Annotated in this window: 15 protein-coding genes and 1 tRNA gene; 3 read left to right on the forward strand and 13 right to left on the reverse strand. The window is 69.7% G+C overall.

All coding sequences use genetic code 11. The features are described 5' to 3' along the window. Positions 1 to 227 precede the first annotated feature (227 nt). The 4 genes from FHY02_RS04475 to FHY02_RS04490 all read right to left on the reverse strand — a co-directional run bounded on the left by FHY02_RS04475 (position 228) and on the right by FHY02_RS04490 (position 3,926). A complete protein-coding gene (locus FHY02_RS04475; RefSeq protein ID WP_183920668.1) occupies positions 228 to 917 on the reverse strand; it encodes an ATP-dependent Clp protease proteolytic subunit in 690 nt (229 codons plus the stop codon). Between the two features lie 56 nt (positions 918 to 973). Next, a complete protein-coding gene (locus tag FHY02_RS04480) occupies positions 974 to 1,948 on the reverse strand; it encodes a glycosyltransferase family 2 protein (protein ID WP_260172605.1) in 975 nt (324 codons plus the stop codon). A 131-nt stretch (positions 1,949 to 2,079) separates the two neighbouring features. Further along, positions 2,080 to 3,783 (reverse strand): trigger factor, encoded by a 1,704-nt coding sequence (gene tig / locus FHY02_RS04485; protein WP_183920669.1) that lies wholly within the window; start codon positions 3,781 to 3,783, stop codon positions 2,080 to 2,082. 58 nt (positions 3,784 to 3,841) lie between these two features. After that, positions 3,842 to 3,926: transfer RNA gene (locus tag FHY02_RS04490), tRNA-Leu, on the reverse strand. A 112-nt stretch (positions 3,927 to 4,038) separates the two neighbouring features. Here FHY02_RS04490 and FHY02_RS04495 point away from each other — a divergent pair. Both FHY02_RS04495 and FHY02_RS04500 read left to right on the forward strand, forming a co-directional pair. Then, the gene (locus FHY02_RS04495; RefSeq protein WP_165927005.1) at positions 4,039 to 4,200 is read left to right on the forward strand and encodes a hypothetical protein; all 162 of its coding nucleotides are present in this window, start codon (positions 4,039 to 4,041) and stop codon (positions 4,198 to 4,200) included. 11 nt (positions 4,201 to 4,211) lie between these two features. Continuing rightward, positions 4,212 to 4,412: a hypothetical protein gene (locus FHY02_RS04500; protein ID WP_183920670.1), complete on the forward strand. Its 201-nt coding sequence runs from the start codon at positions 4,212 to 4,214 to the stop codon at positions 4,410 to 4,412. A 37-nt stretch (positions 4,413 to 4,449) separates the two neighbouring features. Here the strand turns inward: FHY02_RS04500 and FHY02_RS04505 are convergent, their stop codons facing one another. The 9 genes from FHY02_RS04505 to gatC all read right to left on the reverse strand — a co-directional run bounded on the left by FHY02_RS04505 (position 4,450) and on the right by gatC (position 11,107). Further along, positions 4,450 to 5,040 (reverse strand): hypothetical protein, encoded by a 591-nt coding sequence (locus tag FHY02_RS04505; RefSeq protein WP_183920671.1) that lies wholly within the window; start codon positions 5,038 to 5,040, stop codon positions 4,450 to 4,452. An 11-nt stretch (positions 5,041 to 5,051) separates the two neighbouring features. Continuing rightward, positions 5,052 to 5,321 (reverse strand): tetratricopeptide repeat protein, encoded by a 270-nt coding sequence (locus FHY02_RS22845; RefSeq protein ID WP_260158766.1) that lies wholly within the window; start codon positions 5,319 to 5,321, stop codon positions 5,052 to 5,054. Then, entirely contained in the window at positions 5,322 to 6,221 is a 900-nt protein-coding gene (locus tag FHY02_RS04510) for a M48 family metallopeptidase (protein ID WP_260172606.1), read from the reverse strand. After that, positions 6,221 to 6,937: a hypothetical protein gene (locus FHY02_RS04515; RefSeq protein ID WP_311731771.1), complete on the reverse strand. Its 717-nt coding sequence runs from the start codon at positions 6,935 to 6,937 to the stop codon at positions 6,221 to 6,223. Before FHY02_RS04515 ends, FHY02_RS04510 begins: the two co-directional genes overlap by 1 nt. 125 nt (positions 6,938 to 7,062) lie before the next feature. After that, complete coding sequence (gene gatB / locus FHY02_RS04520) at positions 7,063 to 8,526, reverse strand: Asp-tRNA(Asn)/Glu-tRNA(Gln) amidotransferase subunit GatB (protein WP_183920672.1); 1,464 nt, start codon at positions 8,524 to 8,526, stop codon at positions 7,063 to 7,065. Then, positions 8,519 to 8,935 carry a type II toxin-antitoxin system VapC family toxin gene (locus FHY02_RS04525; protein ID WP_183920673.1) on the reverse strand — a complete coding sequence of 139 codons (417 nt, stop codon included), beginning with the start codon at positions 8,933 to 8,935 and terminating at the stop codon, positions 8,519 to 8,521. The genes gatB and FHY02_RS04525 overlap by 8 nt, the downstream gene beginning before the upstream one ends. Beyond that, positions 8,932 to 9,231, reverse strand: coding sequence for an AbrB/MazE/SpoVT family DNA-binding domain-containing protein (locus FHY02_RS04530; protein ID WP_183920674.1), 300 nt, complete (start codon positions 9,229 to 9,231; stop codon positions 8,932 to 8,934). The genes FHY02_RS04525 and FHY02_RS04530 overlap by 4 nt, the downstream gene beginning before the upstream one ends. A 33-nt stretch (positions 9,232 to 9,264) precedes the next feature. Continuing rightward, the gene (gene gatA, locus FHY02_RS04535; RefSeq protein ID WP_183920675.1) at positions 9,265 to 10,749 is read right to left on the reverse strand and encodes an Asp-tRNA(Asn)/Glu-tRNA(Gln) amidotransferase subunit GatA; all 1,485 of its coding nucleotides are present in this window, start codon (positions 10,747 to 10,749) and stop codon (positions 9,265 to 9,267) included. Between the two features lie 70 nt (positions 10,750 to 10,819). Beyond that, positions 10,820 to 11,107, reverse strand: coding sequence for an Asp-tRNA(Asn)/Glu-tRNA(Gln) amidotransferase subunit GatC (gatC, locus tag FHY02_RS04540; protein ID WP_183920676.1), 288 nt, complete (start codon positions 11,105 to 11,107; stop codon positions 10,820 to 10,822). Positions 11,108 to 11,246: 139 nt separating this feature from the next. On the opposite strand from gatC, the gene FHY02_RS04545 reads away from it, so the two are divergent. Next, entirely contained in the window at positions 11,247 to 12,347 is a 1,101-nt protein-coding gene (locus tag FHY02_RS04545; RefSeq protein ID WP_183920677.1) for a DUF3089 domain-containing protein, read from the forward strand. Positions 12,348 to 12,366 lie beyond the last annotated feature (19 nt).

Raw genomic sequence — 12,366 nt, forward strand, 5'->3', positions numbered from 1 at the left:
CCTGCCCTGGGCGCGGCGCAGGCTATCGCACTGCACCTTAAGCAACAACGTACAATGCCGCGAAAATCTGGGCCGTCGCCGGCGCGACCCCGCGGTGTCGCCGAACCGCAATATCTATCCTCTGCCCCGCGGCTTCAAGGGCGTAGCGGCCCGGCGCTGACCCGCGGCGCGGAGCCCGCCGCCGCGGTAGACCGGCGCGCCGCGGTGGGTCGCGCCGGTCGGCCGGATCACGCCGCAGCGCTGACGTCCTCGCTCGGCACGGGGCGCTTGTCGAAGACCTCGTCGATCAGGCCGAACTCCTTGGCCTCCTCGGCGCTCATGAACTTGTCGCGGTCCATCGAGAGTTCGATCTCCTCGAGCGGCTTGCCGGTGTACTTGGCGTAGAGCGAGTTGAGGAAGTGGCGCATGCGCAGGATCTCGCGCGCCTGGATCTCGATGTCCGCCGCCATGCCCTGGGCGCCCCCCGAGGGCTGGTGGATCATGATACGGCTGTTGGTGGTGGCGACGCGCATGCCCGGCTCACCGCTGGCCAGCAGGAACGAGCCCATCGAGGCGGCCTGACCGATGCAGAGCGTGCCGACACGCGGGCGGATATATTGCATCGTGTCATGGATCGCCATGCCCGCCGTGACGACGCCGCCCGGCGAGTTGATGTACATGAAGATGTCCTTCTTCGGGTTCTCCGACTCGAGGAAGAGCAGCTGCGCGCAGATCAGCGAGGCCATGCCGTCCTCGACCCCGCCGGTGACGAACACGATCCGCTCGCGCAGCAGCCGCGAGAAGATGTCGAACGAGCGCTCGCCGCGGTTCGACTGCTCGATCACGATGGGGACGAGTCCGGCCTGGGTCTGCTGCATGCCGACGCCGGCGCGCGCCAAGGCGCCTGCGAAGTCGCCGGTCTCGAACGGATTGTGCATGGAATAACTCTCTTATGCCCTGAAGGCGGCCAACATCGGCGCTCCCCGCAGCTTGTTCAAGCCCCGTCGCCGGCGCCCCGCCGCGGCGCCGGCTGCGCGAGATAAGCGAGCCGCCGCACCTCGCGGCGGCCGCGCACGACCGTGTCGAGGATCAGCCCGGCGAAGCCGCACAGCGCCGCCAGGATCATCAGCCCGGTCACCAGCACCGCAGTCGGCAGCCGGGGCACGAGACCCGTGTGCGCGTAGGTCAGCGCCAGCGGCGCGGCGAGCACCATCGCGAGCAGCGCGAGCAGCGCCCCCGCCCCGCCGAAGAACCAGAGCGGTCGCTCGATCCGGTACAGGGTCGCGATCGTGCGCAGGATGCGCCAGCCGTCGCTGTAGGTGCTGAGCTTCGACACCGAGCCCTCCGGGCGCGCGTAATAGGGCGTCTCGACCTCGCCGAGCGGCATCTTGAGCTCGAGCGCGTGGACGCTGATCTCGGTTTCGATCTCGAAGCCGACCGACAACACCGGGAAGCTCTTCACGAAGCGCCGCGAGAAGACGCGATAGCCGCTGAGGATGTCGCTGAAGCTCCGGCCGAACAACCGCGTGAGCATGCCCGTGAGCAGGCTGTTGCCGAGCCGGTGGCCGCGGCGATAGGCGGCCGCCGCCTCGCCCACGCGCGTGCCGACGATCATGTCGAGCTGCTCGTCGAGCACGCGCGCGACCATCGCGGGCGCCGACGCGGAGTCATAGGTCGCGTCGCCGTCGGCCATGACATAGACGTCGGCGTCGACGTCGGCGAACATGCGCCGCACCACCGCACCCTTGCCCTGGATCCGCTCGGTACGCACCACCGCACCGGCGGCGCGCGCCACCGCGACGGTGCCGTCGCGGCTGTTGTTGTCGTAGACATAGATGGTCGCGGCCGGCAGCGCGCGGCGGAAGCCGGCGATGGTCTCGGCGATCGCGGCCTCCTCATTGTAGCATGGCAGCAGCACCGCCACGCGCGGCGCCGACCGCGTCTCTTCCACCGTCATGCCGCCCTGCATCCGCCGTCCTGCCGCCCTGATCCGCTCACCTTGTCGTCATCCTAGACGATGATCCCGACCGAAACGTGAAAGAGCCGGGCTGCATTATGGCAACCCGGCTCCTTCGCTGTCGCGGTGACGTCGTCGCCCGCTTACTCGGGCTTTTTGGCGCGCGTGCGCTTGGGTGCCGGCGCGTCGGCGGCCTCGGTGCCCGCCGCCGTCTCGGCCGCGGCTGGATCGGACTCAAGCACCTGGGTCTCCTCGCTCACCGGCGCCGCCTTCTTGGCGCGCGGCTTCTTCGCGGGGGCCTCGGCCGCGGCCTCGTCAGCGCTGACCCCGGACTCGACCGCCTCGTCGACCTTGACCGCCTTCTTCGCGGCGGACTTCTTCGCCGGCTTCTCGGCCGCGGGCGTCTCGCCCTCGGTCGCGCCACCCTCGCCGTCGCTCGCGGCCGACTTCTTCTTGCCGCGAGTCTGCTTGGGCTTGTGGTTGTCGTGGTCGTGGTGGTGCGTGCCGGTCGCGAAGCCGTCCTCGCTCTCGATCGCCGCCTCGAGCTCCTCGCGCGTCGTCTCGCGCTCGGTCACCTCGGCCTTGTCGAACAGGAAGTCGACGACCTTGTCCTCGTACAGCGGCGCGCGCAGCTGCGCGGCGGCCATAGGGTCCTGCTGAATGTACTGGACGAAGCGCTGCTGGTCCTCGCCGCGATACTGCTGCGCGGCCTGGGCGATCAGCCGGTTCATCTCCTGCTGCGACACCTCGACGCCGTTGGCCTGGCCGATCTCGCTCAGCAGCAGACCGAGGCGGACGCGACGCTCGGCGATCTTGCGGTAATCGTCGCGCTCGGCCTCCATCTCGGCCAGCGCCGCCTGGGGATCGGGCTCGTGCGTCGCCTCGTGCTGGAGCTGCTGCCAGATCTGGTTGAACTCGGCCTCCACCATCGACGGCGGCACCTCGAAATCATGCCCTTCGGCGAGCTGGTCGAGCAGCTTGCGCTTCATATAGGTGCGCGTGAGCTGGTTGTGCTCCTGCTCGATCTGGCCGCGCAGCAGCCCGCGCAGCTGGTCCAGGCTCTCGAGCCCGAGCGCCTTGGCGAGCTCCTCGTCGATCGCGCTCTCGGCGGCGGTCTTCACCGCCTTGATCGTCAGGTCGAAGGTCGCCTGCTGGCCGGCCAGCTCCTTGGCGCCGTAATCTTCCGGGAAGGTCACGGTGATCTGGCGTTCGTCGCCCGCCTTGACCCCGACGACCTGGTCCTCGAAGCCGGGGATCAGCTGACCCGCGCCGAGCTCCACCGCCATGTCGCTGCCGGTGCCGCCCTCGAAGGCGACGCCGTCGAGCGTCTTGCCGACGAAGTCCATCGTCACCTGGTCGCCGGTCTCGGCCGCCTTGTCGCCGGCATCCTCCCAGCGCTTCTGCATGTCGGCGAAGCGCTTGAGCTGGACGTCGATCGCCGCGTCGTCGACCGGCACGGTGAGACGCTCCAGCTTCAGCCCCTCGATCGCGGGGGCCGGCACCTGGGGCAGCACCTCCAGCTCGACCTTCAGCTCGGCATCCTTGCCCGCTTCATAGCCCTCGGTCAGCTCGACCGACGGCTGCATCGCGGGGCGCAGCTGCTTCTCGCTGATCAGCGCCTGGATGCCCTCCTGGATCGAGGTGTTGAGCGCGTCCTGGTGCAGCGCCGGGCCGTGCATCTTGCGCACGAGGTTGGCGGGCACCTTGCCGGGGCGGAAGCCAGGCATGCGGATCTGCGGCGCGACGCGCTTCAGCTCGGCGTCGACCCGCCCCGCGATCGCGCTGGCGGGGATGGTCACGGTGTAGGCGCGCTTCAGGCCCTCGTTCAACGTCTCGACAGTCTGCATAGGCCGCTTTCGTCTGGAATAGGATGAGTGATGGCCACCCCGCGTGAAGCGCGGGGACTGGTGCGGGCGAAGGGACTCGAACCCCCACATCTTGCGATACCAGAACCTAAATCTGGCGCGTCTACCAGTTCCGCCACGCCCGCAAGTCGGACACCGCCGGTCGGCGGGCTCTATACCGCGGGCGCGGCCGGAGCAAGCGCCGTGAACGGGCAACTCCGCGGGCGTCGATACGTTGACCCGGAAAGGAGAAAAGCGATGGCCACCAACCCCGTCAGCCCGCCCGACGTGCCGCAGCCGACCTCACCCGGCACGCCCGACGCGCCGCCGCCCGAGATCAACCCGCCCGGCCCCGACATCGACGTCCCCGCCCCCGGGGCGCCCGCCGGCGACCCTGCGCCCGCCAATCCCAGCATCTGAGCGAGACCGACATGACCGAGCGAGAGATCGACCCCATCCCGAACCGCGATGACGAGCGTCCCGACATTCAGCAGGCGGTCGAGGCGCGCAGCGACGCGGTCGCGCGCGGCGAGGGCGGCAAGGAGCCGGCGCGCTTCACCGACACCGGCGAGTTCGACGGCAACAGCGGAACCGGCGGCGAGGTGAAGAACCAGGAGTATAATCAGCAGTGAGGCTCGACTGAGCCGGCCGGCGCTCGCCTCGGCCGGCTCAGCGGAATCGCGCGGTCGCGGCGAGTCGGCGCCAGCTCTCCAGATCGCGCGCGTAATAATGGATCGCGGGCGCCTCGTAGCTCATCCAGTACAGCTTCTTGCCGCGGATCGCGGCAATTGCCTCGCCGTGCCGCTCTACCTCCTCCTGTCGCGTGAAGGTGTATCGAAAGCGGATCGCGCGCTCGCCGTCGAGCCGCGCCGGCTCGGCCGAGTCGATCGTCATCAGCGACGCACCCAGCGCGATGCGGTAGCTCTTCTCGACGAGATCGGGCACGTCGGTGAGCAGCATCGGCGTGGAAAAATGCGGGAGCGGCTGATCGTGCTTCCACACCTCGCGGAACAGCGGCCTGCCGCTCTCGACCGCACCGCAGAACGTGACCGCGTTGAGCGCCTCCCCATCGAGGGTCCAGCGTTCACAGCGTGGGCCCGCTCGCCAGCCGAGCTCGTTCCACTCGCGATCGGGCGTCACCGTCAACGTGTCATGCGCCACGGCGACCGGGCGGCCCGCCTCGACCAGGCGATTGCGCGCGCGGGCGGGCGTGGTGGTCGCGACGAGCAGCAGCGCGCACGCGCCGAGCAAGCGGTTCATCGGGCGATCCTTCATGAGACGAGCGCGCGCACCATCGCGGCGTCGCCAGCGGTGGGCGCAAGCTCGAGATAGCGTCGCAGCTCGGCGCGCCCCGCCTCCGCCTCGCCACCGCGGAGCAGCGCCATGCCGAGCCCGCGGTGGCTCTCGGCGTGGCGCTGGTCGAGCGCGAGCGCCTGACGGTAGAAGTCGGCGGCTGCGACCAGGTCGCGCGGGTAGCCGCGCTGGCGGTAAAGCTCGGCGCGCGCGAACAGCAGGTCCTCGCTCCAGCCGTCCTGCGCCACCTAGCCGAGCAGATAGTCGGTGCCGCCGAAGTCGTTGAGCTTGATCTGATCGGCCAGGAACGCCGCGCGCCACGGTCGCAGCGCCGCGGCATAGGCCGCCGCCTTGGTCACGCCCCCCGCGGGCAGCGCCGCCGCGGCGGCGTGCAGCGCGGTCATACGCTCCAGGTCGGTCGGATGCGTGTCGAGCAGGTGGGCTCCGTCGTAGCGGCGCGAGCGCTGCTTGCGACCCGCCGCCCTGGCATCGGCTTCGTCCATCTGGCGGGCCCACACCTCGGCAACGCGGCGCGGATCATAGCCCGCGGCGGCGACGAAGCGTAGGCCGAGCGGATCGGCCTCGCTCTCCTGCGCGCGACTGAACGAATAGGTGTTGGCAGTCGCGATCAGCCTGACCAACGGCGCCGCCCCGCCCGCGAACAGCGCCGTCCAGGCAGCGAGATCGCTCGCGCCGAGCCGGCGATGCTGGAGCGCCAACATATGGCGCTGCTCGAAATGCGCGAACTCATGCCCCAGCACCGCGCCGAGCTCGGCCTCGTCGCGCACGCGCAGCAGCAGCCCGCTCCACACCGAGATCGCGCCGCTGGCACTGGTGGTGGCGTTCATCGCCGGGACGCGGAGCACGTACAGCCGGACGGCGTGGCAGCGTTCCTCGCCGACGGTGCGGCACAGCACATGGCGGACATAGGCGTTGAGGGCGGCATCGTCGATCAGCAGGTGCGAGTCGCGCGGCTGGCGCTCGTCCTCGTCGGCCTGCATCCAGAGCCCGCGCTCCGCAGCGGTGCGGGGCTGATACGCGGCGGCGAAGGGCGGCAGTATCGGGTCGGCAGTTCGCGCGTCGACGGACTCGAGCGGGAGGCAGAGTGTGGCAAGCGTGAGCGCCACACGGACGACCGCACACGCCATCAACGCGCCTTCGGCGAGACCGTGAGAGCGGCGGGCACCTCGGCGCTACCCGGAAAACCCTCGAACAACTCGGCGACCCGCTTGGCGGCGCCCTCGGGCGTGCGCACGTCGCCGCCCATCTGCCGATCGGCGTTGAGCCACACCAGATCGCCGGTGCGCAGGTCGACGAGCCCGGCATAGCCCGTGTGCTCGCCCGACCTGACCCCGACACCGACCGTCACGGCGGCGAGCACCTGAAAGATCTTGCGCCCGGTCGAGCCATAAGCGTCCTTGGTATCGACGAAGAGCGCATAGTCGCACCCCTGCCCGCGCGCGATCCGCGCCACGTCCGGGCCGAGCGTCCAGTCGAACTGGCCGGCGCGCTTCTTGGTCGGCAGCCGTTTGCCCTTGAAGAACTGACAGTCGATGACCGACTGGGCGACGACGGCGAACAGCGCCTGATAGTCGGCGATCAACCGCGTGTCGGCGCCGATCGCCTCGGGGACGCGCACCACCTCGTTGCCGAGCGTGCGCTGCGCCGCGGCCAGCGCGGCGTCGATCTGCTCGCGTGCCTGTGCGGTCCAGTCGGCGTTGGCCTGGAAGAGACCCGCGGTCGACTGCGCGCCGACCGGATATGCGGGCGCAGCAGCAGGATATGCGCGGTGCCGCGCGGCAGGGTGAAGCCCGGTCGCACCGCCGATCGCTCCTGCGCCAAGACCGGTCCGGCGGCGACACAAGCGAGCGCGACGCAGCAGGCCGCTAGGACGACGCGACAGACTGACAGTCCTTCCCCCTCGTCGACGACCCCGCCGCCGTGGAAGGAAGTACCGCCCGCCTGCCGACCGGCAAGCGGGCGACTGGCTCAGTTCAGCGCCTTCTTCAGCAGGTCATTGACGACCTGAGGGTTTGCTTTTCCGCCCATCGCCTTCATCGTCTGCCCGACGAAGAAGCCGAACAAGGCCACCTTACCACCGCGATACTGTTCCAGCTGGCCCGGGTTCTTGGCCAGCACCTCGCCGATCACCGCCTCGATCGCGCCGGTATCGCTGGTCTGCTTGAGCCCTCGCTCCTCGACGATCTTGCCCGGCGCGTCGCCGGTCTCGAGCATCGCCTCGAACACCTGCTTGGCGAGGCTGCCCGAGAGCGTGCCGTCCGCCACCAGCGCGAGCAGCTCGGCCGCCTGGCCCGGCTGCACGGGGCTGTCACCGATCGACTTGCCCAGTCGATTGAGCGCGCCGAACAGCTCGCTCGTCACCCAGTTCGCCGCCGGGACCGGCGCCGCGCCCTGCTCCAGCAGCGCGTCGAACCAGCGCGCGCTCTCCACCTCCGCGGTGAGCACCTCGGCATTGTACGGCGTGATGCCGAGCGACTCGTAGCGCTGGCGCTTGGCGTCGGGCAGCTCGGGCAGGCTCGCGCGGCAGGCCTCGAGGAAGGCCTCGTCCAGTTCCAACGGCAGCAGATCGGGATCGGGAAAATAGCGGTAATCGTGCGCGTCCTCCTTGGAGCGCATCGACCGCGTCGTGCCGCTGTCGGGATTGAACAGCCGCGTCTCCTGCACAACCGTGCCGCCGCCCTCGATCAGCTCGACCTGGCGCTTGGCCTCATGCTCGATCGCCGCCATCACGAAGCGAACCGAGTTGACGTTCTTGGTCTCGGTGCGCGTCCCGAACTCGGCGCCGGGGCGCCGCACGCTGACATTGACGTCGGCGCGCATCGAACCCTCCTCCATATTGCCGTCGCATGAGCCGACGTAGCGCAGGATCGCCCGCAACTTGCGCAGGTAAGCCCCTGCTTCCGAAGGAGAACGCATGTCGGGGCGGCTGACGATCTCCATCAGCGCCACCCCCGATCGATTAAGGTCGACGTAAGAACGCGTCGGGTGCTGATCGTGCATCAGCTTGCCCGCATCCTGCTCGACGTGGATGCGCTCGACCCCGATCGTCTTGACCGTCTCGCCGTCCTCGATCTCGACCGAGCCTGCGCCGACAAGAGGATGATAAAGCTGAGAAATCTGATACCCCTGCGGGAGATCGGCGTAGAAGTAATTCTTGCGGTCGAAGCGCGACCAGCGGTTGATCTGCGCGTCGATCGCCATGCCGGTGCGCACCGCCTGGCGGATGCACTCGCGGTTGGGCACGGGCAGCATGCCGGGCATCGCCGCGTCGACCAGCGAGACCTGGGTGTTGGGCTCGGCGCCGAAGGCCGTCGCCGCGCCCGAGAAGAGCTTGGCCTGGCTGGTCACCTGGGCGTGGACCTCAAGGCCGATCACGACCTCCCAGTCGCCGGTGTCGCCCTTGATACGATAGGGGGTGGATGCGTCAGCCATGATCGGTCTCGGGTGTGATGAGGGTGAGGTCGGGGAAATAAGCAGCGAAACGTTGGCGGTCGCGGGTAATCAGCGAAGGCTGCGGGCTCGTCGCTGCATGAGCCCCGATGAGAAAGTCGGCGAGCACCGCGATGCGAGGGCCGCCGGCCTGACGGTAGGCGCGATGCGCGACACCGGCGCAGAACGCCGCTGCGGCATCGAGCGATTGCACCGCTATACCGAGCCGATCCAGGTAACCGCGCTGTGACTCACGATCGGCGCAGCGGCCGGCACATTCGGCCAGCACGACGACGCTGATCGCGACCGCACCGATCGCGGTGGCCGACGCGAGCTGAGACGCGCTCCGGTCGCCGAAGGCCGAGGCGTGTGCGAGAAGATCGAGCAGGATATTGCTATCGAGGAAGGTCATTCACCGATCTCGCGCGGCAAAGGAACCGGCTCGCGCAAGCCAGCCATATAGCTGTCCGGATCGAGCCCTTCAGCGAGGTGATGATGATCTCGCTGGACGCGCCGAATGCGTTCGAGCGCCGCCGCGACCCTGGCTGGGTCGGCCGTCACCCGAACAGGACCGCGGCGGGTCACCGCCTCTCCCTCGCCGCGCAACTCGATCTCGACCGGCTCGCCGGGACGAAGGCCGAGCGCATCGCGAACGTCCTTCGGGATCGTCACCTGCCCCTTCGACGTCAGATCGGTCAGCTTGCCCATCCGCGAAGTATTATTCGCCAGCGGTATTACCGTCTACCACCAGCGCCCCGGTCGCGCGACGAAGCCGGCGCGCTCCTCGATCGCCAGCGCCGCGTCGAGCACGCCCTGCTCGTCGAGCGGCTTGCCGATGATCTGAAGGCCGAGCGGCAGCCCGCCCGCGTCGACCCCGCCCGGCACGCTCATCGCGGGCAGGCCAGCGAGCGACGACGGCACGGTGAAGACGTCGTTGAGGTACATCGCCAGCGGATCAGCCGCCTTCTCGCCCAGCGCGAAGGCCGCCGAGGGCGCGGTCGGCGTCAGCAGCACGTCGCACTGGGCCCAAGCGCGCTCGAAGTCGCGCGCGATCAGCGTGCGCACCTTCTGCGCCTGGGAGTAATAAGCGTCGTAGAAGCCCGCCGACAGTACATAGGTGCCGATCAGGATGCGGCGCTTGACCTCGTCGCCGAATCCCTCCGCGCGGGTGCGCGCGTACATCTCCTGCAGATTGGCGCCGTCGGGCAGGTCGCGCAGGCCGTAGCGGACGCCGTCGTAGCGCGCGAGGTTGGACGAGGCCTCGGCCGGGGCGATGATGTAATAGGCCGGCAGCGCGTAGCGCGTGTGCGGCAGCGACACCTCGACGATCTCGGCGCCGGCGTCGCGCAGCCAGTCGATGCCGCGCTGCCACAGCGCGTCGATCTCGGCCGGCATGTCGTCGACGCGATATTCCATCGGGATGCCGACGCGCTTGCCCTTGAGCGAGGCGTTGAGCCCCGCCTCCCAGCGCGGCACCTCGAGGTCGAGCGAGGTCGCGTCCTTCGGGTCGAAGCCCGCCATCGCCTCGAGCATGATCGCGCAGTCGCGCACGTCGCGCGCCATCGGTCCGGCCTGGTCGAGCGACGAGGCGAAGGCGATCACACCCCAGCGCGAGCAGCGGCCGTAGGTCGGCTTGATCCCCGAGATGCCGGTGAACGCCGCAGGCTGGCGGATCGAGCCGCCGGTGTCGGTGCCGGTCGCGCCCGGCGCGATCCGCGCCGCCACCGCGGCGGAGCTGCCGCCCGACGAGCCGCCCGGCGCGAGCGGCGCGTTGCCGCCGTCGGCGCGGCGCCACGGGCTCACGACGTTGCCGAAGTGGCTCGTCTCGTTGGACGAGCCCATCGCGAACTGATCCATATTGAGCTTGCCGAGCATGCCCGCGCCCGCGTTCCACAGCTTCTGCGACACGGTCGACTCATACCCGGGGGTGAAGCCCTCGAGGATGTGGCTCGCGGCGGTGCTCGGCACGCCCTTCGTGCAGAACAGATCCTTCATCCCGATCGGCACGCCCGCGAGCGGCTTGGGCGCCTCACCCGCGGCGCGCGCCGCGTCGGCGGCGTCCGCGGCGGCGAGCGCGTGCTCGGGGGTCTCGACCAGGAAGGCATTGAGCGGCTTGGCGGCGGCGACCGCGGCGGTGAAGGCCTCGGCCACCTCGCGCGCGCTGAACGTGCCGGCGCGCACGCCGTCGCGGATGTCGCGGATGCCGAGATCGGTGAGGTCGGTCACGAGAGGTCGTCCATGCGGGAGGAGATCCCGGCCTGCGCCGGGATGATCGAGCGACGATCGAAGGCGATCGTCACTCGATCACCTTGGGAACCGTGAAGAAGCCGTGCTCGGCCTGGGGCGCGTTGGCGAGCACCGACTCGCGGATGCCGCCGTCGGTCACGACATCGTCGCGCAGCCGCAGGCGATTGGCGATCACCGCGGTCATCGGCTCGATCCCGGCGGTGTCGACCTCGCCGAGCTGCTCGATCCAGTCGAGGATGTTACCCAGTTCGGGGGAGAGCCGCTCGGCCTCCTCCTCGGTGATGGCGATGCGGGCGAGCCCAGCGATGCGCCGCACGGTTGCGATATCAACGGACATAGCCGGCGCGCTACCGCGAGCCCCGCCGCAACGCAACCGCGCCGGCACGCGCGCGGTTGCGCGGATCGCAACTCTGAGGCACCTCCTTTGCGATTGCGGCGACAGCGACTTTGCTGCACCGCAGCATGGTGGCATACGCTTGGTCCGTAAATTCCTCTACGTCGTCGCCGGCCTGATCGTGCTCGCGCTCGCCGGTCTGCTCGCCTACCGCATCTGGGGCGTCTCGCTGATGCGCGCCGCGCTCGTGCCGGGGGAGACGTTCCGCGCGCAGCCGGGCTTGAGTGTCGCCGACTATCGTGACGATCGGATGTGGCTGGCGCGACCGTCGCTGGCGAACGACCCGTCGCGCTGGACGCCGCCCGGTTATCGGCCCCGCCAGACGCACGGCGGTGCGGCGGTGTTCTTCATCCACCCCACTTCTTACCTCAGCCGCGCGCATTGGAACGCCCCGCTCGACGATCGCGAGGCCAACGATCGCGCGGCTCTGTTCCTCCGCGGTCAGGCGAGCGCCTTCAACGAGGCGGGCGAGATCTGGGCGCCGCGCTACCGCCAGGCGACCTTCGGCGCCTTTCTCACCGACAAGGCCGCGGCGGACCAGGCGCTGGCGCTCGCCTATCGCGACCTGCTCGCCGCCTTCGACGTCTTCCTCGCCGAGATCGCCCCCGACCGGCCGATCATCCTCGCCGGGCACAGCCAGGGTGCGCTCCACCTGACTCACCTGCTGAAGGACCGTGTCGCGGGCAAGCCGCTGGCGAAACGGATCGTCGCCGCTTACGCGATCGGCTGGCCGATCTCGACCACCACCGACCTTCCCGCACTCGGCCTGCCCGCCTGCGCGTCGCCCGACCAGCGCGGCTGCGTGCTGGCATGGCAGAGCTTCGCCGAGCCCGCCGATCCGTCGCTGATCCTCGACACGTTCGATCGCACCACCGGCTTCGACGGCCGCGCGCGGCGCGGCACGCCGCTGCTGTGCACCAACCCGCTCTTGGGAGCGAATGGCGGCAGCGCGCCCGCAAGCGCCAATCTGGGGACGCTCTACCCCAACGCCGACCTGTCGAGCGCGACGATCCGCGCCGGCACGATCGGCGCCCGCTGTGCCGGGCGCGGGCTGCTGCTGATCGGCAGCCCGCCCGACCTCGGGCCGTACACGCTGCCCGGCAACAATTACCACGTCTACGATTACAGCCTGTTCTGGGCCAACGTCCGCGCCGACGCCGCGCGGCGCCTGGCGGCGGAGTGAGCGTGGGAAGCAATCGCTC

Origin of the sequence: Sphingomonas sp. BK069 (assembly GCF_014193405.1) — a bacterium.
Classification (GTDB): Bacteria; Pseudomonadota; Alphaproteobacteria; order Sphingomonadales; family Sphingomonadaceae; genus Sphingomonas.

Bases quoted from the DNA above. Each gene is read 5' to 3' on its own strand.
- FHY02_RS04525 (WP_183920673.1), bottom strand. From the start codon at position 8,935: ATGACCTTCCTCGATAGCAATATCCTGCTCGATCTTCTCGCACACGCC.
- FHY02_RS04475 (WP_183920668.1), bottom strand. From the start codon at position 917: ATGCACAATCCGTTCGAGACCGGCGACTTCGCAGGCGCCTTGGCGCGC.
- tig (WP_183920669.1), bottom strand. From the start codon at position 3,783: ATGCAGACTGTCGAGACGTTGAACGAGGGCCTGAAGCGCGCCTACACC.
- gatB (WP_183920672.1), bottom strand. From the start codon at position 8,526: ATGGCTGACGCATCCACCCCCTATCGTATCAAGGGCGACACCGGCGAC.
- FHY02_RS04500 (WP_183920670.1), top strand. From the start codon at position 4,212: ATGACCGAGCGAGAGATCGACCCCATCCCGAACCGCGATGACGAGCGT.
- FHY02_RS04495 (WP_165927005.1), top strand. From the start codon at position 4,039: ATGGCCACCAACCCCGTCAGCCCGCCCGACGTGCCGCAGCCGACCTCA.
- FHY02_RS04510 (WP_260172606.1), bottom strand. From the start codon at position 6,221: ATGGCGTGTGCGGTCGTCCGTGTGGCGCTCACGCTTGCCACACTCTGC.
- gatC (WP_183920676.1), bottom strand. From the start codon at position 11,107: ATGTCCGTTGATATCGCAACCGTGCGGCGCATCGCTGGGCTCGCCCGC.
- FHY02_RS04505 (WP_183920671.1), bottom strand. From the start codon at position 5,040: ATGAACCGCTTGCTCGGCGCGTGCGCGCTGCTGCTCGTCGCGACCACC.
- FHY02_RS04530 (WP_183920674.1), bottom strand. From the start codon at position 9,231: ATGGGCAAGCTGACCGATCTGACGTCGAAGGGGCAGGTGACGATCCCG.
- FHY02_RS04480 (WP_260172605.1), bottom strand. From the start codon at position 1,948: ATGCAGGGCGGCATGACGGTGGAAGAGACGCGGTCGGCGCCGCGCGTG.